Source organism: Pseudoalteromonas sp. SR44-5 (genome assembly GCF_014163675.1).
GTDB classification, from domain to species: Bacteria; Pseudomonadota; Gammaproteobacteria; order Enterobacterales; family Alteromonadaceae; genus Pseudoalteromonas; species Pseudoalteromonas rhizosphaerae.
Genome location: NZ_JACJDT010000026.1, coordinates 1 through 21,258 on the forward strand (window position 1 = coordinate 1; position 21,258 = coordinate 21,258).

Here is a 21,258-nt window from a genome sequence, read left to right on the forward strand (position 1 = left end):
ACATCATCACATTGAGATAATGCTTTTTCAACCGCTTGAACTTTAAATTCTTGTGTAAATCGACGTCTCATTTTTATCTGCCTCTATTAAAAGTTAGAGGCGACAACTATCCTGACACAGGGGGATAGCTACTCCCCTTTCAGTCTGGATGATTAATAATCCAATCGCTTCAACGTTACTGATGTTGACACGGGAGTGTTCAAAAATCTGTGTCATTTGATTAAACTGATAAAAAACAGGAATGACACATGACAAATCAATTCAACTTCGAAGATGCCGTTAAAGCGCTTCAATCAGGTAAAAAGCTAAACGGTAAAGATGGTGTACTTACATCACTTATCAAACAATTAACCGAGTCAGCGCTCCAGGCTGAGCTTGAACATCACCTCGCTAATGAGCAGGCGCCTAACCGTAAAAATGGCTTTAGCACGAAGACGATTAAGTCACCTGCTGGCAATTTTGAGCTAGAGACGCCTAGAGACCGCAGTGGTAGCTTTGAGCCTCAGCTCATCAAGAAGAACCAAACGACATTGAGTGACGAAATAGACTCAAAAATACTCTCCATGTTCAGTATGGGGATGAGCTATCGTGATATTAATAAGCACATTGAAGATATGTACGGCATGAACGTCGCCACTGGCACCATCAGTGCTGTGACCGATAAACTTATTTCCAGAGCTTAAAGCATGGCAACAGCGCCCTCTCGATAGTCACTACCCGATTGTGTGGCTTGATGCTATTCATTACAAAGTCAAAGAAGATGGCCGTTATATTAGTAAAGCCGTTTATACGTTATTAGGGCTAGATATTCATGGCAAAAAAGAAATACTTGGCTTGCATTTATCCGAAAATGAAGGCGCTAATTACTGGTTGTCGGTACTTACCGACTTAAATAATCGAGGCGTTAAAGACATACTAATTGCATGCGTTGATGGGCTAACAGGCTTTCCAGAAGCCATTGCAGCTATATTTCCCGAGACAGAAGTTCAATTATGTATTGTTCATCAAATACGAAATTCAATGAAGTATGTCGCGTCAAAGAATCAAAAAGCATTTATGGCCGACTTAAAGCCCGTTTATCGCGCATCAACAAAAGAAGCAGCAGAGATAGCACTTGATGAGCTGGAGGCTAAATGGGGGGACGCTTATCCGCTAGTGATCAACTCATGGCGTAATAAATGGCATAATTTATCAGCCTATTTCAAGTACCCTGAGCCTATACGTAGGGTCATATACACAACGAATGCGGTGGAAGCAGTCCATCGTCAGTTTAGGAAATTAACGAAAACAAAAGGCGCTTTTCCAAATGAAAATAGCTTGTTGAAGTTGCTTTATGCTGGCATATTAAATGCTACCGAGAAATGGACAATGCCCATACACAATTGGAGCCTTTGTTTATCTCAGTTGGCAATTTATTTTAAAGGGCGTTTAGATAACGTGCTCGATCTTTAAATTTTAAGCTGACACAGAATCTTGAACGCCCTCTACCAATAAACGCGATGACCATTGAGGTTCGTCTGCTATTTTTTCTGCCCACGGCATACCAACTAATACTATCGATACGCCCGCTTCATCATTAATATACTTTAATCTGTTAGCAATCTCGCGGCGTTTTTTACCTTGGTTATGCTCAATTAGCTCTTGAAACTCATCAATAATTATCAGCTCTGTGCCACACGTTTTTAGGCACTTTATTAATGATGTCGTTAACCGAGTACCATTTACTCGCAGTTTCCGCTCTGTGCTGCCTACTTGCCCTAAGTCTTTAAGAAGCTCAGCTAAAGTAGATTCTAGCGTAGGGTTACTAGGTATGCGGCTTACTAATACAGGGTGATTCATAACACCATTAATAAACTGCGGTAAATGGCGTTCTTTATACTGTTTTATTAGTGCTGTTTTACCCGTGCCTGTATCGCCATTTAACAGCATACAGGGCTTTTCGCCCGCTAACCCTTTACCAAGCCTTAATCTGTCGAAGTCGTTAAATACAGTGGTTATTATTGGGTATTCAATAAATACATCACGAAATTCATTCAGCTTTTCTTTTTGTTTATCGGTCAGCATAATTAAAATCCATCTAAGTCTGAAATAAAGTCATCCCAGCTATCTGTTGGTTGCTCTTTAGGTGTAACCTTTTTGGGCTCTACTGGCTCGCTCTGAGCTATTGATTTCTGCGAGTCGCTACTAACATTTTGATGCTTAGCTAATGCTTTACCGCCTTTTACTTTTGAGTGTTTTGGCGCATTTTTTAACTCTTCAAACTCGTTTTGAATTTTATTATGAATAAACATACGCGCTTTTGCTAAGCCTACATTATCGATAGAGCTCGAAATAAAGTCGCGATGAATGCGCATATTTATTTTATGCTGATTCAAACTCAAACCTTGGGTATAGTCTTGATCTTTACATGGCACTTTGATGTAGTGCTCTAGTTTATCAAGGTAAACGTATATATAAGAAATATCATCGGGGTTTAATTTAATTAAAACGTCTTGAGATACTTTATGGCTAAATTGCTTTCTATAATTGGCCAGCTCAGTACTGTCGTAGCTTAAGTTTTCTAGCCTTATTCCACCTTTACGGAGCACCCGATGATTTGAAATACTGAGCACAACATCTAGCTGTTGAAGATCATCATTACTCAGTACTGTTGGTGGTAACGTATTAAAGCCTTGATCCCATAATTGGCTTGGTATGTACTTAAATCGGCTGTCAGCATCTTGATGGTAAACGTCTACTACCCATTTATGAAATAGCTGCATAAAGGTCGTAAAGCGCATGATTGCATCTTTTTTGGGGTTATATTCATGTTTTTGCAAAATGTTAGAAAAGGTTTTACCTGGGATCGGGTCAAGTAACTCAGTGTTAATTGTGCCGAACATACGTTCTACAAAGGGTTTTAACCAGGGCTTTGCGACAGGATTATATTGAGTATTAATGCCTATTTCTTCGCAAGCAAGTTCAAGGCTGTTACTCCAAAATTCAGCGCCATTATCAACAACGAGTGTTTCAATTTTACCAGCACACTTCCACTCATTTACTGTATCAGGGTATAGCTTTGCCACTTCACTTTTAGGTTTCATGGCATTCATCATCGCTCGCCTTACTGCATCATAGCTAGGCTCACTGAAGCTAAAGTAATAGCCAACAATACAATGGCTATACACATCTACTAACATAGTGAGTGTTGGCCGACCAAGTGGGATATGTAGCTCATCATCCAATAAAATAAGATCAAGGGGTGTATGGTCAATTTCAACTTTTTCAAGTACTCGGGTAGGCCGTGTATGCCCTTCCACTTTATTAAAAGCAATATCAGCAAGGCGCTTACCATAACGAGCAACCATTACTTCGTATTGTGGTAAGTTATCTATTCTGTTTTTAAACGCTTTGTATGTTAAAGGCTTTAAAACACTACCTACAACACTGTCGTTTTCAATAACAACTAAGTCTGCGTAATACTTGTAAGCCGAAGCCACTGATGGCTTTTCTTTTACTAAGTAACGCTCAAGTGCTTTTTCAAAAAACTTATCGGTGGCTGTATCGCGCTCCCTGTTACCCTTTTTTTGATGGCTTGGTATTAGCGCCATTATATTTTTATCCGCATTGGTATAAGCGCTATACCATCGTGCTGCTGTTCTCCAACTGGGCTTTTTTTCTCCCTCAACTGCGGGCATTACTTTTAATAAAGGCTCAAGGTTTTTTTGTGTCCAACCGCCTTGAATGTTAGCCTCAAGCCATTGAATATATTTAAGCTTAGCAAATGTTGTTGTTTTAATTTTTTCAGGAAGGGCTTGTAAATCTTTGGCGTAATTTTGAGGTAGTTTGGTCTCTACTTTTGGTAATGGCTGGTTAAATTCGTCATCAAACAAACCATCATTAAACATTGTTGGACCAAATTGCTGTTTCTATTGATATTTCATTTGTAGTTAAGTCGGCAAATAACTGCCCTAGTGATAATAAGCGTAGCACCGTAGCAAGTAGCTCACCGGCAGTTACTTTTAAAAAGTTAACTAACTGGCCCACTTTAATAGAGCCGTATTGCTTAACAAGTTCTAGCACCGATGCTTGCAGCTTTGTTAAAGACTGAAAACCAGAGTAGCGATGTAAAAGCTTTAAGTTATTGAGTGTTGGGTATACACGGATTTGTTTATCTGTAACCAGTATTAAGTCACGTCCACCTTGCTTTGCTATGGCTTGCTTTTCAATAAAACGTGCACGAAAGTCTTCGTCGGCAATTTTGCTTTGTGGTTTTACTTCGATAAATTTTTGCGTGCCGTCTGTGTGGGTTAGTAAAAAGTCAGGTGTGTAACGGCAAATACGGTTATCAAACTGATATTCGTAACCTAGTGGCTGTGCTTCAAATGCGGCTATTGATGGTGAAAATTCAAAATGGAAACAAGCATCAAATTCTAAAGAGGATTCGACTAAACAAGTAGATTTATTTTTTTGACTAGCAAATTTATGGAGGTTTTTAACACGGGAGTGTTTTAGTTTTCTTCTGTACATGTGAATCAGCCATCTAACCATTTGGTTAAATACTAGACTATGCCACCTTATACTTCCAATTTATGCCATCTTTTAGTACAAATATGTCAACTTATACTTCAAACAACACCCAAATGAGGAATTTGGGTGGCAGTCTTACCAGCCACATCTCGGCACACACGTCACAAACTGTGGCTGCTCCCTTCCGGGCCTGACCAGGTTCGCCTGCTAGTGTTGCGAGAGGACCAATAAGACTACCATTGAGGGCCTTGGTTGGCGCGGGAGGGATTATCTCTACTTTTGCTGTGTTATTCAAGGGGAAACACAAAAAGAAAGTGCGATTGCATGTTAAATATACAATCGCACTGTTTTTTAAACGATTTAAGTAAGATTATTGATTATCTAACTCTTTTTTTACGTTGCGTAGTACAGCTTTTATTTTTTTCATATTTTCAGGGCCCATGCGTAGCAGTTGTTTTTGTGCCGCTGGTAGGCGTTCCCATTCTGAGTAAGCATATTGATAAGTGACTGAATCACGTAACAGTGGCATATCCCCTTTTGGCTCTGGGGTATCCAATAATAGGTCTATCGCTTCTTCAAGTGTTTGATTAAATGCATCACCTCGATAGCCTATTTCTGTATATGCATCATTGATCAGTGGTTTGTACTCATCATATAAACGTACGATTTGCGCTGCGCTCATGCTAGTAAAGATTTTTACATAAGGGGTATAACGCTCATAGCTGTTTGGATCAATGGTAAGAATATCACCCTCTACCACACTAAAGCCTTCTTCTAACTTAATAACGGGAGTGTGTTTTTGCGCAATTTTACCTTTGGCAAGATTATCTATAAATACCACACCACGGCGAATAACATCGTCGTTTATAACCAAACTCATAGCGGCATCACTTAGGTATTCGTCTAACTTAGCAACAACGACAGGATCGCTTTCATCAAGAGTAGGTAGTGGCTCTACTTGCGGCTCAGGCTCTACTGGGCGTGGCGTTGGCACGGCTAAATCAGCAGGCTTTTCAGGATTAACAGATGGGGCATTAACAACCGGATCGTTCTCTGGTTTTAGCTCCATCATGGGGCGCTCTGCTACGTGTTGCTCAACTTCGGTTGCTGATTGTGACTCATCACTTGAGTTTAATAACACAAACGCTGCAGCAATAATGATAATAATTAAAATGATGCCTGCAAATAAAAGGTTATTATTCGGTGGACGTTTTTGAACATCTGACGCTGATGGTTGATCTGACATACGAACTCCATAAATATTAAAATGCGATAACAGTAAGAGTACCCTAAATGGATTTAATTCATAGCCTACACTAATAATTATTAACGTAGCTAAGGTATCCTTTGATTCTTCTAGCTTAAAGACTTACAGTTAATAAATAAAGTAAAGACGCTTAACCGCTTAATTGCAACGACGAAACTCAACTATGAAAATCAAGCAAATCGATAAAAACAAACCTAAAGTTGCTCTGTTACTGACCGGTGGTGGTGCACGTGCCGCTTACCAAGTTGGGGTTCTTAAAGCGCTCGCGCACAGTATGCCGCGTACCGCCCCGCTGCCATTTACTATTATTAATGGTACATCTGCCGGAGCGATCAATTCAGCTGCGCTAGCAAGCTATGCTTCATGCACCCATTTGGCGGTACGTAAACTGGAATCTGTTTGGAAAAACTTTTCTACGTCAATGGTATATAAAAGTGATTTTATCAGCGTGTTTGGCCATTTAATGCGTAACATGCTGACCAGTTTTCAATCTGAACATATTAATCATCCACCAGCGAGCTTGTTGAATAATCAGCCTTTACGTAATTTACTTAATGAAATTTTAGATTTAACTCGCATTGAGCGTAATTTACACCGTAATTATTTAGATGCGCTGTCAATCACCGCATCAAGCTATACCACGGGTGATTCTGTGGCGTTTTTTCAATCTAATACACAATCACCTTGGCGGCGCGCTAAACGCGAAGGCCAAGCGACCCGTATTAACGTTGAACATTTAATGGCGTCCAGTGCAATTCCTATGGTGTTTCCGAGCGTAAATGTATACAACCACTACTTTGGTGATGGCTCTATTCACCAATTGTCGCCACTGAGTCCATGTGTCCATTTAGGCGCTGAAAAAATATTTATTATTGGTGTTGATCAGCCCAAAGAAGCTCATCCGCCGGGTTATCTCCCTCACTTCCCAGGGTTATCCTCAATTGCGGGCCATTTGCTCGACAGTGTGTTTACCGACACCTTACAGTCAGATCTTGAGCGCCTTGAACGAATTAACCGAACTTTAGGTTTGTTACCTGGGCGTGATAAACACCAAGAATTAAAGCAAATACAAAGTTTTGTGATCAATCCATCAGAAAACTTTAATGCCATTGCCGCAAACTATTACAGTGATATGCCTTTAGCCATTAAAATATTACTGCGAATGATCGGGGTTAAAAAACGTTCTCAATCGAGTTTAACCAGTTACTTATTATTTGAAAAACGCTATACCCAGCATTTGATTGAAATTGGTTATAAAGATGGTTTAGAGAAACTGCCGCAGATACGCGAATTTTTAGAGCTCGATTAACAGCGAACTATTCACTAATCCGTACCATCGAGTAAATAGCACTCTACCCGCTCTACTCGTCGAGGTTTACCTTGTAGTACAAGAATATCTCCGGCGAGTAAAATAGTGTGCAGCGATGGACTATCAATTTCACGGTCTTTGCGCCGTAATGCTCGCACTGATACTTTACGTTTTTCGAGATTTAATTCATTAATATTTTTAGCAACCGCAAAGGCGTTTTCTGGCAGTGCCATAACGTGTAAATACTCAAGCCGCTCGGCGTTATTTTCTTCACTATCAAATTGATCTCCGGCAAAAAAACCATGTAAAAATTGGTAACGGTTACGCCGCTCTTTGCTAACCCGCCTAACAATACGCGACATTGGTACGCCCGACATAGATAACACGTGCGACACTAACATTAAGCTCGCTTCCAGCGTTTCGGGCACCACCTCAGTCACGCCAAGCTCTTTGAGTGCTTCGAGATGACTATCATCGCGCATGCGTACCAGTATTTTCACGTCAGGAGCTATTTGCTTTATCGCATCGATCACGATTTGCGCATGTTCAAAATCGGTGAAAGTAATGATCACTAGTCGAGCTCGTTCGACTCCTGCTGATTTTAAAATATCTTTTTGTTTTACATGACCAAAAATAACGGGCTCTCCAGCTGCTTTGGCCTCTTGAACTAGTATTGGGTTACTTTCAACAGCAACGTACTCTATTGCTTCTGGCTTTAAAAACCGCGCAATAGTTTGCCCCACCCGAGAGAACCCACAGATAACTACATGGTTTTGATACAAGGTGCTACTGTTAGGCTGTTGCTGCCACTCACCGTTGGGATTTTTTAATACCCCAAGTTGTTTTAATAACCAAGGCGTCGATTCTATTAAATAAGGTGTTAAGCCCATCGACATGACTGCAATAGCGATTAAAAATGAGGCGTGATCTAAAGCTAATAATTGGTGTTTAGTAGCAAGCGCAATTAATACAAAACCAAACTCGCCCATTTGCCACAGCATGATGCCTGCTGCAATTGCATCTTGTTTTCGCTCGCCCATCAGTTGCGCTAAAAAAGTAATAACACCAATTTTTAATACTAGCATTAGCGCTAATGCAGCCACTATCCAATACCATACGCCAAACACGTATAAAATATCGAGCTGCATGCCGACAGTGACAAAAAATAGGCCCATTAAAATATCGCGAAATGGTCGAATATCGGCTTCTAACTGATGTCGGTACTGGCTTTCGCCGAGCATCATTCCTGCTAAAAATGCGCCCAGCGCCATCGATAAGCCAAATAAATACGTTAAGCCTGCGGCAAATAAGGCAACCACTAAAGTAGTCAAAACAAACAATTCATCGGTGCGCATTAATGCAACTTCGCTAAAGACTTTTGGCAATACCCACTTGCCTATCATCCATAACAACAAACATACAAACGCGCCTTTAGTTAAAGCGAAAGTCAGGGCCCAGGCAATGCCTTCAGTATCACTGCTTTGGGCCAGTAAAGGTAAAGTAATCAGTAACGGCACCACCGCAATATCTTGAAATAATAACATTCCGATAGCGAGCTGCCCTCGCCGCTGTTTAAGTTCGCCGGTTTCTTTAAGTAATTTAACCACCACCGCTGTTGATGACAACGCCATTAATGTCGCAATAGTGAAACTGCTCAACAAAGACAAATCCATCAACAATAAAATCAGCATAAACACAATACTTGTGACAATTACTTGCAACGTGCCCAAGCCAAATACAATATTGCGCATTGCCATTAAGCGGCCAACAGAAAACTCCAGCCCTAAACTAAATAATAAAAATACAATACCAAGCTCAGCTACAAAATGTATTTCATGACTTTGCGCCATCCAGCCAATGCCATGACTACCCGCTAATAAGCCAGTAGCAAGGTAGGCGAGGATCGGCGGTAAGCCAATGCGCTTAAATAACCATACCAGCACCACAGCAGCCAGTAATAAGCCAAATATTTGAGCCAATACACTTTGCAAATAAACCTCCTATTTATACTGTTGCCATACCGTCAAAATTTTAGCTACTTAAGAGTTAACTATAGCAACTATCTGTTTTTCAGCCAGTTTGGAATAGTGGCACAAAAATCGCTTAGAAAAGTAATAACAAACTCCTAGGGGGAGAAAACCATGGAAAATGTCCATATTTTGACGCAGCGCATCTCAGCACGTGGCGAGTTCCTGCCGTTTTCGGCAGAGCATTACCGTAATAATGAGCCCGCAGCTATCCATAGTTTGCTCGAGAAACTGCAAACAACGTTGAACATAGAAGAGCTACTAACGATTTATGCTGAACACGCAAAGCAGCTTATTAATTTTTCAGGCTTGCAGTTTCAGTCGTCTCTTGGGGTGGCACAAATTGCTAATAGTGATAACAGCAAACCGCCGTATTCATTTAATTTAGACATAAATAATGAACATTTAGGGCAGCTTATCTATTTTTGCCAATATCCGCTTTCGGGCAATATTGAACAAAAGTTAGTTGGCTTACACTGCGCATTGGTTTACCCATTACGCAATGCATTAATGTATAGCCGCGTACTAAAACTAGCGACTAAAGACACCTTAACAGGGCTTAATAATCGTAGTCAGTTTGATGCTATTTTGACGCAAAAATTAGAGCGCTTTCGCCGCCATCATCGTCCATTTAGTTTAATGTTGTTAGATTTAGATAACTTTAAACAAGTTAATGATAGCTACGGTCATAAAATTGGCGATGACGTATTACAAGAGTTTGCCAACGTTTTATGCAGTAGTATTCGCGGCACAGATTCTGTATTTCGCTTTGGTGGCGATGAGTTTGCGGTATTAATTGATGATCCTGAATTTACCACAAATAAAGTGATTGCTCAGCGAGTGATGCAGTTAGTGGCGCAGTCAAGTTTAATGAAACAATATGAAGTCACCACCAGCATTGGATTTACCTTGGCAAACAGCAAAGATTGTGAGAATGAGATTTTTGCCCGCGCCGATAAAGGTTTATACAAGGCCAAAGCATCAGGGCGTAACTGCGCTAAAGCGTATTAATTAAAGGTAAGCCTAGTTCCCCCGCTAGGCCTTACTTTGATACTTATACTAACTTTTTGACTTGACCAATAACTTATAGCCTAATAGTGCTAAGCAAAAACCAAAAAAGAAACCACTAATTAGGTATAACAAAGCAGCCATGCTGGTCAGTGGTACAACAATGACCATTAATAATGGAATACTCACCCCAACAATAAAAAATAGTCCGCCTTTACCTAACCAGTACGCAATTAAAATAATCGCACACACCAAACCACCTGCAACCGAATACGCTAACGTTAATAGCGCCAGCTCAAACATTACCGTGGCAATGCCCGCTACAACGGCTGTAACTATAAGCCCTAACGGCGCTTTATAGACTAGTGATAAACCAACGTGTGGCTGTGACGTTGTCATATTTTTATCTCCCAAAATATACCTTTTTCATCGGCGTGTTCTGCACTTATAAAATGCCCTACGACATAAACCAATTGCTCATTATAAAAAATTAGTGGCACATTAGCACGTAACCATGGCGCTACTTTGGCATCTTTAAACCAATGTTTAATACTGTTGTGACCCGGTTTTTTAAGCGGTTTAATACGCGCCTGTGGGCAATTAAACTGAACAGAAACGTGTTCATCAGACAATGGCTTTCTAACTCCTATACCTGATAATTGTATTAGGGTGCGACCATCTGAAAGTAACTGTTTTTGAGCTGTTAGTGATTGGCTGTCAGGAACGGTTGTTTCACGTACAAAATATAAAAAGTTTTGATGCCGGCGAACTTGCCCTTCGGTTAACTGAATAAGTAGCTGCGCATCAGCTTTTGCTGTTAAACCTTGTGTAAGTATTTGCTGAGTTTGTTGTTGTGATGGCATAAGCGTCGTAAACTGCCCAAGCCAACAACGCAAAACACTTGCTTGGCGCGCAGCGCTAAAATTTGCTAGCTGTAAACAACTTAACCCTTGCTGGGTGTTTTGGCATTGGCTTAAATCTAACTGAGTGTATTCATCAAGTACATCTTGCTGCTGTTGAAGAAGGTTAACACTGCGTGCTGCGCTTTTCTCAAAGCCGCTAAATCGTTCACTTAATAGAGGTACTATTTGCTGACGAATAAAGTTGCGATCAAAGCGCTCATCTGTATTTGAATCATCGGTAATATGCTCAAGCTTAAACTCGGTAGCAAATTGTTCAATACTGTGTCGTGTGCTGTTCAGCAGTGGCCGTAAACATTCTCGCCCAGAACTCAAGGTGCGAGTTTGCCGCATAGATGCTAAGCCTTGTAATCCTGAGCCGCGTTTTAGCCGCAGTAAAAACGTTTCTAGTTGATCATTTAAGTGCTGCCCTAGCAAAATAATACTGCCGCTTGGGCTATGCTGATCAAGTGCCTGATACCGAGCATCGCGGGCGAGCTCTTCTAGACTCGTGCGTGATTTATTGGTGATTTTTACCTGAGCCGAGTAAAAAGGAACTTTTACTATTGCACATAGTTTTTCGCAAAAATGCTGCCAATCGTCGCCATACTGACTTAAACCATGATTAACATAAACTGCGCTTAATTGCAGTTGCGGTATTTCAGCTTTTAGCGCATTCATTATATGCAGTAATACCACCGAATCCACACCACCAGAGAGCGCTACCGTAAATGCGGTTTTGTGCTCATCGGTATAAGGCGTAATGGCATTTTTTACTTGTTGGTATAACGATGTTGTTTGCATGAGTAACCATCAACTTAAATTTAGTAGTGCTCCAAGCTCCAAAGCATTCTAAAACAAAAAAGCCGCAATAGCGGCTTTTTTTCATCAATTTGGTTGTTTTGTTTATCTTAACAATAGCCAAACGACATTAAACGTTTATAGCGTTGATCAAGCATCTCATCCAGTGACAGAGCTTGTAAATCAGCTAAATCGCGCTTAAGTTGATTTTTCAGGTTACGCGCCATACCTTCGTAGTTACGGTGTGCGCCACCTAATGGCTCTTCAACTAAGCTGTTGATCAAATCAAGCTCTTTAACACGCTCAGCGGTTACACCCATCGCTTCTGCAGCAAGAGGTGCTTTATCAGCGCTCTTCCACAAAATTGATGCACAACCTTCTGGTGAAATCACCGAGTAAGTACTGTACTGCAACATGTTAACGCGATCACCTACACCAATGGCTAGAGCACCACCTGAGCCGCCTTCACCAATAACCGTACAAATTGTTGGCACTTTTAATGCTGCCATCACTTTAAGGTTACGTGCGATTGCTTCAGATTGGCCTCGCTCTTCAGCGCCAACACCTGGGTATGCACCTGGGGTGTCGATAAAGGTCATAATTGGCATTTTAAAACGCTCTGCCATTTCCATTAAGCGTAATGCTTTACGGTAACCTTCAGGCTTTGGCATACCAAAGTTGCGTTTAATTTTTTCAGCTGTGTCACGGCCTTTTTGTTGGCCAATAACCATCACTGGTTGACCTTCAAAGCGTGCAACACCGCCTAAAATTGCCGGATCATTCGCAAAAGTACGATCGCCAGCAAACTCGTCAAATTCCGTGAAAATACGCTCGATATAATCTCGAGTATAAGGACGCAACGGATGACGGGCTAACTGAGAAACCTGCCAAGCACCTAATTTAGAGAATATTTCCTCTTTCATTTTAGCGCTTTTCTCTTTTAATCGACTGACTTCCTCTTCTAACTCAAGGTCTAAATCGCCAGCGCGGCTTATATTTTGTAACTCTTCAATTTTTGCTTCTAACTCTGCGATTGGAAGCTCAAAATCAAGATAATTGAGGCTCATGCTCTAAACTACCTAATTAGTTAAATTCTAGTTCTACATCTTGCGCCGCCATTAACGATAACTTATGAATTAAGTCATCACTAGGCGTAACACACCATTCTGTCCCGAGGGTTAACTGTGCCAACGCATCTGGACGCTGATAGTAAACCTTAATCGGACAAGTACCAAACTTATAAGGTTCGAGTACTTTTTGTAATTTATCGAAGAAGTTGGCTTCGATTTGCACCATATTTAGCGTCATTTTAATCGCTTTAATACGTTTTTCGCGCGCTTGCGCGATGGTGCATATGTCTCTGGCGGTCATTGTAATACCACCGGAGAAGTTATCAAAGCTGACCTGTCCAGATATTACCAAGATATTGTTGATTTGCAGCATATCTTGGTACATTTCAAACTGTTCTGGGAATAAGCGTACATCAATACGGGCACTCTTGTCATCTAAAGTTACAAGCCCCCAACGATTTCCCTTTTTATTTACTAGTGTACGTGCAGCTATAACAAGGCCTGCAGCGGTTGATTGCACATCACGATTAGTTGGCTGTAAATCCACTAATTTACCACTGGTGTAATATTTCAGCTCTTTACGATACTGATTTATTGGGTGCCCGGTTAAATATAAGCCTAAGGTTTCTTTTTCCCCATCAAGCCATTGGTTATCAGTCAGTGGCGTGGCTTTTATAAATGCTTGCTCGACTTCATCCGGCTCTGTCGCTAATAAACCAAATAAATCAGTTTGCCCTAACGACTCTGCTTTATGATGCTGATCAGCCGCTTTCATCGCGTCTTTTAAGCTTGCCAATAACGTAGCACGCGCTGGTTGCGTTTTCTCGGGACCGAGTTGATCAAGCGCACCGGCGTAAATAAGTTTTTCGGTTACGCGTTTATTGATACGTTTTAAATCTACCCGCGCACAAAAATCGAATAGGTCTTTAAATGGCCCACCGTTACTTCGCGCTTCTAAAATTGCATCTACAGGCGCTTCACCCACGCCTTTGATAGCACCAATACCATAAACAATTTCACCCTTGAGGTTTACTGTAAACTTATAGGCACCAGCATTTACATCAGGCGGTAATAAAGTGAGCTTCATGTTCTCACATTCATCAACCAAGGTGACGATTTTTTCAGTGTTATCCATATCAGCCGACATCACCGCCGCCATAAATTCAGCAGGATAATGGGTTTTCATCCACAGCGTTTGGTACGATACTAACGCATAGGCTGCGGAGTGTGATTTATTGAAACCGTAGCCTGCGAACTTCTCTACCAAGTCGAAGATCTTAATCGCCAGTTCGCCGTCAATGCCGTTATTTCGCGCACCATCTTCAAATGTTGAACGCTGTTTTGCCATCTCTTCTGGCTTTTTCTTACCCATTGCACGACGTAACATATCGGCGCCACCTAAGGTGTAACCTGCCAGTACCTGAGCAATTTGCATTACTTGTTCTTGATACAAGATAATGCCGTAAGTCGGCTCCAAAATAGGCTTTAAGCTTTCGTGTTGATATTGTGCATCTGGATAAGAAATTTCTTCGCGACCAAGTTTTCGGTCGATGAAGTTATCTACCATGCCTGACTGTAATGGCCCGGGACGAAACAAGGCTACCAAGGCGATCATATCTTCAAAGCAATCGGGCTTTAAGCGCCTTACTAAGTCTTTCATACCACGGGATTCAAGTTGGAATACCGCGGTAGTTTCTGCTCTTAATAGCAGCTCTATACTCTTTTTATCATTCAGTGGAATGGTGTTGATATCTATTGACTCTTTGCCCTCTCGGGTTAAGCGCTCATTAGTCATATCAACTGCCCATTGCAAAATGGTCAGGGTTCGCAGACCTAAGAAGTCAAACTTTACTAATCCGGCGGTCTCTACGTCATTTTTATCAAACTGAGTAACCGGAAACTTACCTTCATCGTCACAATACAGGGCGGCAAAATCAGTAATTGTAGTCGGTGAAATAACCACACCACCGGCATGTTTACCAGCGTTACGTGTACAGCCTTCAAGGATGCGACACATATCGATTAAGTCTTTTACTTCTGTATCGCCATCGTAAGCTTCTTGCAGGCGTGGCTCAACATCAAACGCTTTTGCCAACGTCATGCCGGGATCGCCTGGGATCAGTTTTGATATACGGTCAACAAATCCGTACGGGTGGCCAAGTACTCGGCCAACATCACGTATTACCGCTTTTGCTGCCATAGTACCAAAAGTAATGATCTGTGATACCGCATCTCGTCCATACAGAGCCGATACGTGATCGATTACTTCATCGCGTCTATCCATACAGAAATCGACGTCGAAATCCGGCATTGATACACGTTCAGGGTTCAAGAAGCGCTCGAAAAGTAAATCAAATTCAAGCGGATCAAGATCGGTAATTTTCAGCGCGTACGCCACTAACGAACCCGCACCTGAACCACGCCCTGGCCCAACTGGAATATTGTTATCTTTACTCCACTGGATGAACTCCATTACGATCAAGAAGTAACCAGGGAAACCCATTTGGTTAATTACATCGAGCTCGATTTGTAAACGCTCGTCGTATTCAACACGTTTTTCTGCTCGGTCCGCTGCATCAGGGAATAAAAACTGTAGGCGCTCTTCAAGACCGTCTCGGGATACTTTCACCAAGAAGTCTTCAATTTTTAATGAGCCGGTTGGGTAATCTGGTAAGAAATACGTACCAAGCTGCACCGTCACATTACAGCGTTTGGCGATTTCCACACTGTTTTGCAGCGCTTCAGGGATATCACTAAACAGCTCAGCCATTTGTGCTGGGGTTTTTAAGTACTGCTCTTCAGAGAAGCGCTTTGGTCGGCGTTTATCATCAAGCGTATAGCCGTCAAATATTGCTACGCGTATTTCGTGGGCCTCGAAGTTTTCAGGCTTCAAAAATACCACTTCGTTGGTAGCCACTACTGGCAACTGCTCAACGGTTGCAAGCTCAACCGCTAAGTGTAAATAATCTTCTTCTTGTGTACGCTTAGTACGTATCAACTCAATATAGTAGTTATCACTAAAATGCTGTTTATAAAAACTAACCACCGACTCAACTGTGGCTGGGTTGCCTTTTAATAGCGCTTTACCTAAATCGCCATCTTTGGCACCAGAGAGTAAAATAAGCCCTTCTTTGTGCTCAACTAACCAATCTCGTTCAATAACAGGGCGATGAAATAAATGCCCACGTTGATACGCTTTAGAGATTAAAAGGGTAAGATTTTTATAACCGACATTATCTTTAGCTAAAATAACTAACCGACAAGGCCCTTCTGGAAACTCTGGGCTGTGTAACCAAAAATCAGCACCAACAATTGGTTTAATACCCGCATTATGAGCGGTGTCATAAAAGCGCACTAAACCACATAAGTTCATTTGGTCGGTAATGGCCAATGCCGGTAATTGTAATTCCTGCGCTTTGGCGACAATCGGTTTAGTTTTCGCTAAACCATCGACCATTGAAAAGTCTGAATGTACCCGTAAATGCACAAAATCTGGAGCTGCCATTACTTCTCCAGCATCGCCAGTACACGTTGTACTGGTTTAAAGCTTTTACGATGTTCACTAATGGCGCCGTACTGCTCAAGAGCAGCAAAATGTGCCTTGGTTGGGTAGCCTTTATGACCTGCAAAACCATATTCTGGATAGCGTTTATCAAGCTCAATCATTTCATCATCACGGGCAACTTTAGCAATAATGGATGCTGCTGAGATCTCTGCCACTAGACTGTCGCCTTTTATTACGGCTTGTGCCGGCATACTGAGCGCAGGTAGGCGATTGCCATCGACAAATACAAACTCAGGGGTGGTACTTAAGCCTTCAACCGCACGAGTCATTGCCAGCATAGTGGCATGGAGAATATTTAACTCGTCGATTTCTGTGGGGCTACATCGGCCAATGGACCAACACAGCGCTTTTTCTTTGATCTCAATTACCAGTGCTTGGCGTTTTTTATCGGTTAACTTTTTTGAATCCGCAAGACCAGCTATCGGTTTAGCTGGATCGAGGATCACCGCAGCGGTCACTACATCGCCAACTAATGGCCCACGGCCGACTTCGTCAACGCCAGCGATAAAGCTGAGGTTAGGTCGTTCAATTTGCATCTATAATCTCCGCAACAGCAGTGGCTGCTTGCTCACTAGCATTTAAGCGTATTTGCTGGTGAATGGCTAAAAAACGCGCTTTCAACTCGCGATTATCACTATTTAGCATTGGTTCAAGGGCGTTCGTTAGGTTTTCAACGCTGCAATCATGCTGCATAAATTCAGGCACTAGCTCTTCGTCAGCTAATAAGTTTGGTAACGAAAAGTATTTAATATTAAAAGTGAATAAACTTTTAAAAATCCAATAACTTAGGGCTTTTATTTTATAGCCAACCACCATAGGTTTTTTATAAAGCATCCCTTCCAGGGTCGCGGTACCTGATGCAATTAAAATCACATCTGCCGCTTGCATAGCAAGGTTCGATTGTCCATCCAACAACTGAATATTTAGTTGTGGCGCTGTAGCTGCCAAAATAGCACTAAATTGTGCTTTGCGTTGCTCATTTACTAATGGCACCACTATTTTTAAATCAGGATTTTTAGCTTGTAGCCCGGCCGCTGTTTTAAGGTAAGTTTCACTAAGCAACCCTACTTCTGAGCCTCGACTACCTGGCAATAATGCCAGTACTTTATCATCAAGGCTTAAACCTAATTGTTGACGCGCTGCGCTGTCGTCATGCTCAAGGGCAATATCATCAGCCAGTGTATGGCCAACAAAAGTACATGGCACATTATGTTTATCGTAAAATGCTTTTTCAAACGGTAATAAAGCCAGCACCATATTGGTTGCAGCGCTGATTTTGTGAATACGTTTTTCTCGCCATGCCCACACTGATGGACTTACATATTGAATCGTTTTAATACCAGCATCTTTTAACGGCTTTTCAACCCGTAAATTAAAGTCAGGTGCATCAATACCTATATAAACGTCTGGCGGGTTATCAATAAAGTGTTGGACTAGTTGCTTGCGAATTTTTAATAACCGCGGTAATCGGCCTAGCACTTCCACTAAGCCCATTACAGCTAACTCTTCCATATCAAATAAGCTACTACAGCCTTGCGCCTGCATTTTCGGCCCTGCAATACCTTCAAAAATGGCATCAGGGTAGCGCTGTTTCAATGCTTTAATTAGGCCTTCACCTAAAATATCACCAGAGAGCTCTCCAACTACAATCGCTATACGTAGTGGCTGTTTATCTTTATTCATGGCTGTTTTTTATTCACAAGTCAACAAGACGGTCATAGGCAGTAGTCTAGCTTGTTTTACTGCGCGATTAAATGACACACCCTGAATAAATTAGAGAAACCTTCAGCAACGTACCTTTACTGATACAATCAGAACTATTTGCCTGTTTTTCAAACATATATTGGTAAATAGTTAAGCTCTGTGTTTCACTAACTAAAGCCGATTAAAAAGCGTCGCATTAATCATAATGGGGTAATATTTATCCATGTTGTGATTGACAATAATTAACCAAAAGAGAATAATGCATAAAGTTTCAATAATTACTGAAACTTAATTAACTAACTTTTGCTTACTTTATTTGTTTTGTGACTCGCCCGCACATACAAGGAGCTATAAAAAATGATAGATGAAACCTTTGTGGATCTATCGCGATTACAGTTTGCTGTCACCGCCCTGTTTCACTTTTTATTTGTACCACTGACTCTAGGTATGACCTGGATTTTAGTGATCATGGAGTCGGTTTATGTAATGACCGGCCGAGAAATCTACCGTGATATGACCAAGTTTTGGGGTAAACTATTTGGCATTAACTTCGCCATTGGTGTAGCCACAGGCCTTACCATGGAGTTTGAATTTGGTACTAACTGGTCTTATTACTCTCATTATGTGGGCGATGTATTTGGCGCTCCCCTTGCGATAGAAGGGTTAATGGCATTCTTTTTAGAATCGACCTTTGTGGGTATGTTCTTTTTAGGCTGGGAGCGGCTCAGTAAACGCCAGCATTTAGGTGCAACCTTTTTAATGGCTATTGGTACTAATATGTCTGCGCTGTGGATATTAGTCGCTAATGGTTGGATGCAAAACCCTGTCGGTGCTGAATTTAACTATCAAACTATGCGCATGGAAATGACGAGTTTTGCCGAGCTTGTGTTTAACCCTGTCGCACAAGTTAAGTTTATTCATACTGTGTCTGCGGGCTATGTTGCCGCATCCATGTTCGTATTGGGGATCAGTAGTTGGTATATCCTTAAGGGCCGTGATCTCGCTTTTGCAAAACGCTCTTTTTCAGTCGCTAGCGGCTTTGGTTTAGCCTCAGTATTGTGTGTTATTTTACTTGGCGATGAATCAGGCTATGAAGTCGGTGAAGTACAAAAAGTAAAACTGGCAACCATTGAAGCTGAATGGCACACCGAGGAAGCACCCGCTGCGTTTACGTTAGTTGGGATCCCTGATTCCGATAAACAAGTGACCCATGCTGCCGTTAAAATCCCGTATGCACTAGGCTTAATAGCGACCCGCTCGCTAGATGAGCAAGTCATCGGCATTAATGATTTAGAAAAACAACACGAAGTGCGTATTCGTAACGGTATGATCGCTTATAAATACCTTGAAAAACTGCGCAGTGGTGATGACTCAGCTGAGAATATTGCTAAGTTTGACACCCTCAAAGCTGATTTAGGCTACGGCTTATTGTTAAAGCGTTATACACCAAATGTAGTGGATGCAACTGAAGCACAAATTCAGCAAGCCGTTAAAGATTCGTTCCCTCAAGTAGGCCCGATGTTTTGGTCATTTAGGATCATGGTTGGCTGTGGTGTGATTATGCTGGGCGTATTTGTATTGTCTTTTTATTACAATGCACATCGTGTGATTGAACAAAAACGTTGGTTATTGTGGGCTGCGGTGTGGAGTATTCCTCTACCTTGGATAGCAATCGAGTTTGGCTGGATAGTTGCAGAGTATGGCCGTCAGCCGTGGGCAATCTCTGAAATACTGCCGACCTTTTTAGCGACCTCGTCACTGACTGTCAATGATATTTTAATAAGCTTAACCGGCTTTATCGTATTCTACACCGGCCTTGCTATTGTCGAAGGCTGGCTGATGCTGCGATTTGTTAAAATAGGACCAAGTTCATTGCACACTGGTAAATATCACTTTGAACATTTAGATGACCATACTAATGGCGACCAAATAACTGACGAGCAAGGAGCAAAATCATGATTTTCGATTATGAAACGTTAAAGTTACTTTGGTGGGTTATCATCGGCGTATTGTTAATTGGTTTTGCAATCACCGATGGTATGGACATGGGCGTGGCTATGCTTATCAAGTTAGTTGGTAAAACCGACAGTGAACGCCGTGTGGTGATCAATACGGTAGGTCCACACTGGGATGGTAACCAAGTATGGTTTATCACCGCAGGGGGTGCCTTATTTGCAGCGTGGCCGATGGTTTATGCGGCTGCATTTTCGGGCTTTTACTTTGCTATGATGTTGGTATTGTTTGCCTTATTTTTTAGACCTTTGGGTTTTGACTATCGCAGCAAAATTGACTCTCCACGCTGGCGTAACAATTGGGATTGGGGCTTATTTGCTGGCAGTGCCATTCCTGCTCTGGTATTTGGCGTGGCCTTTGGCAATCTGTTTTTAGGTGTGCCATTTAGTATTGATGAATACCTTAGAACCAGCTACCAAGGATCTTTCTTTGCATTATTAAATCCATTTGCCTTATTAGCCGGCTTGATCAGCGTAACTATGTTACTTGCCCATGGCGGTATGTGGTTACAGCTGCGTACAGACAGTGATGTTGCTCGTCGCTCAGCGCAATATGGTCGTTATGCACTGTTAGCATTCATCATGTTATTTGCTGTTGCAGGTATTTGGATTGCTAATCTTGATGGTTACCAAATAATCTCGATGGGTGATGCGCAAGGCTTTGCAAACCCACTAGATAAAACAGTAACCACCTCTGCAGGTGCTTGGTTAAACAATTATCAACAAATGCCTTTAACTATGCTGTTCCCTGCGGTCGCTTTTTTAATGGCTGCATTAGCGTGGATATGTTCAAAAATTAATAGGCCGGGGCTGGCATTAATAGCAACAAGCTTAATGCTTGGCGGTGTGATCATGACGGCTGGAATGTCCTTATTCCCATTTATTATGCCATCAAGTAATCACCCTGATATTAGTTTAACAATATGGGATGCGGTTTCTAGCCATAGAACATTGAATGTAATGTTTATTGCAGTAAGTATTTTTGTGCCACTTATTTTACTTTACACCACATGGTGTTATGTGAAAATGTGGCGCAAAGTAACCGTAGAAGAAATTGAAAATAACAGCCATGGCAGTTACTAAGGAG

Annotated in this window: 15 protein-coding genes, 1 other RNA gene and 1 pseudogene; 5 read left to right on the plus strand and 12 right to left on the minus strand. The window is 41.6% G+C overall.

Annotated elements, in window-relative coordinates:
* Window positions 1–248 precede the first annotated feature (248 nt).
* Window positions 249–1,452, plus strand: a pseudogene (locus H5154_RS14075) (IS256 family transposase).
* 3 nt (window positions 1,453–1,455) lie between these two features.
* Here H5154_RS14075 and H5154_RS14080 read toward each other — a convergent pair.
* The 5 genes from H5154_RS14080 to H5154_RS14100 all read right to left on the minus strand — a co-directional run bounded on the left by H5154_RS14080 (window position 1,456) and on the right by H5154_RS14100 (window position 5,755).
* The gene (locus H5154_RS14080) at window positions 1,456–2,064 is read right to left on the minus strand and encodes a TniB family NTP-binding protein (protein WP_259398512.1); all 609 of its coding nucleotides are present in this window, start codon (window positions 2,062–2,064) and stop codon (window positions 1,456–1,458) included.
* A 2-nt stretch (window positions 2,065–2,066) separates the two neighbouring features.
* The gene (locus H5154_RS14085) at window positions 2,067–3,887 is read right to left on the minus strand and encodes a Mu transposase C-terminal domain-containing protein (protein WP_182718670.1); all 1,821 of its coding nucleotides are present in this window, start codon (window positions 3,885–3,887) and stop codon (window positions 2,067–2,069) included.
* Entirely contained in the window at window positions 3,880–4,509 is a 630-nt protein-coding gene (locus H5154_RS14090) for a TnsA endonuclease N-terminal domain-containing protein (protein ID WP_182718671.1), read from the minus strand. The genes H5154_RS14085 and H5154_RS14090 overlap by 8 nt, the downstream gene beginning before the upstream one ends.
* A gap of 133 nt (window positions 4,510–4,642) precedes the next feature.
* Window positions 4,643–4,739, minus strand: an RNA gene (gene ffs, locus H5154_RS14095) — signal recognition particle sRNA small type.
* Window positions 4,740–4,879: 140 nt separating this feature from the next.
* Window positions 4,880–5,755, minus strand: coding sequence for a DUF3014 domain-containing protein (locus H5154_RS14100; protein WP_182718672.1), 876 nt, complete (start codon window positions 5,753–5,755; stop codon window positions 4,880–4,882).
* 184 nt (window positions 5,756–5,939) lie between these two features.
* Here H5154_RS14100 and H5154_RS14105 point away from each other — a divergent pair, with 184 nt between their 5' ends.
* The gene (locus H5154_RS14105; RefSeq protein ID WP_182718673.1) at window positions 5,940–7,085 is read left to right on the plus strand and encodes a patatin-like phospholipase family protein; all 1,146 of its coding nucleotides are present in this window, start codon (window positions 5,940–5,942) and stop codon (window positions 7,083–7,085) included.
* Window positions 7,086–7,099: 14 nt separating this feature from the next.
* Here H5154_RS14105 and H5154_RS14110 read toward each other — a convergent pair whose 3' ends face one another.
* The gene (locus H5154_RS14110) at window positions 7,100–9,076 is read right to left on the minus strand and encodes a monovalent cation:proton antiporter-2 (CPA2) family protein (protein ID WP_182718674.1); all 1,977 of its coding nucleotides are present in this window, start codon (window positions 9,074–9,076) and stop codon (window positions 7,100–7,102) included.
* A 150-nt stretch (window positions 9,077–9,226) separates the two neighbouring features.
* Here H5154_RS14110 and H5154_RS14115 point away from each other — a divergent pair, with 150 nt between their 5' ends.
* A complete protein-coding gene (locus H5154_RS14115; protein ID WP_149982978.1) occupies window positions 9,227–10,123 on the plus strand; it encodes a diguanylate cyclase in 897 nt (298 codons plus the stop codon).
* A 48-nt stretch (window positions 10,124–10,171) separates the two neighbouring features.
* On the opposite strand, the gene H5154_RS14120 is transcribed toward H5154_RS14115, so the two are convergent.
* From H5154_RS14120 to lpxB, 6 genes are all read right to left on the minus strand, one after another.
* Window positions 10,172–10,519 (minus strand): hypothetical protein, encoded by a 348-nt coding sequence (locus H5154_RS14120; RefSeq protein WP_182718675.1) that lies wholly within the window; start codon window positions 10,517–10,519, stop codon window positions 10,172–10,174.
* A complete protein-coding gene (gene tilS, locus H5154_RS14125) occupies window positions 10,516–11,823 on the minus strand; it encodes a tRNA lysidine(34) synthetase TilS (RefSeq protein ID WP_182718676.1) in 1,308 nt (435 codons plus the stop codon). Before tilS ends, H5154_RS14120 begins: the two co-directional genes overlap by 4 nt.
* A 107-nt stretch (window positions 11,824–11,930) precedes the next feature.
* On the minus strand, window positions 11,931–12,887 hold the full coding sequence (gene accA / locus H5154_RS14130) for an acetyl-CoA carboxylase carboxyl transferase subunit alpha (protein ID WP_145240508.1): 957 nt from the start codon (window positions 12,885–12,887) through the stop codon (window positions 11,931–11,933).
* A 16-nt stretch (window positions 12,888–12,903) separates the two neighbouring features.
* Window positions 12,904–16,395 (minus strand): DNA polymerase III subunit alpha, encoded by a 3,492-nt coding sequence (dnaE, locus tag H5154_RS14135; RefSeq protein WP_182718677.1) that lies wholly within the window; start codon window positions 16,393–16,395, stop codon window positions 12,904–12,906.
* Window positions 16,395–16,991, minus strand: a complete 597-nt coding sequence (gene rnhB / locus H5154_RS14140) for a ribonuclease HII (protein WP_182718678.1) — start codon at window positions 16,989–16,991, stop codon at window positions 16,395–16,397. The genes dnaE and rnhB overlap by 1 nt, the downstream gene beginning before the upstream one ends.
* Complete coding sequence (gene lpxB / locus H5154_RS14145; RefSeq protein ID WP_145240502.1) at window positions 16,981–18,138, minus strand: lipid-A-disaccharide synthase; 1,158 nt, start codon at window positions 18,136–18,138, stop codon at window positions 16,981–16,983. The genes rnhB and lpxB overlap by 11 nt, the downstream gene beginning before the upstream one ends.
* 378 nt (window positions 18,139–18,516) lie before the next feature.
* Here lpxB and H5154_RS14150 point away from each other — a divergent pair, with 378 nt between their 5' ends.
* A complete protein-coding gene (locus H5154_RS14150) occupies window positions 18,517–20,118 on the plus strand; it encodes a cytochrome ubiquinol oxidase subunit I (RefSeq protein WP_182718679.1) in 1,602 nt (533 codons plus the stop codon).
* Window positions 20,115–21,254, plus strand: coding sequence for a cytochrome d ubiquinol oxidase subunit II (gene cydB, locus H5154_RS14155; protein ID WP_182718680.1), 1,140 nt, complete (start codon window positions 20,115–20,117; stop codon window positions 21,252–21,254). The genes H5154_RS14150 and cydB overlap by 4 nt, the downstream gene beginning before the upstream one ends.
* The last annotated feature ends 4 nt before the right edge of the window (window positions 21,255–21,258 follow it).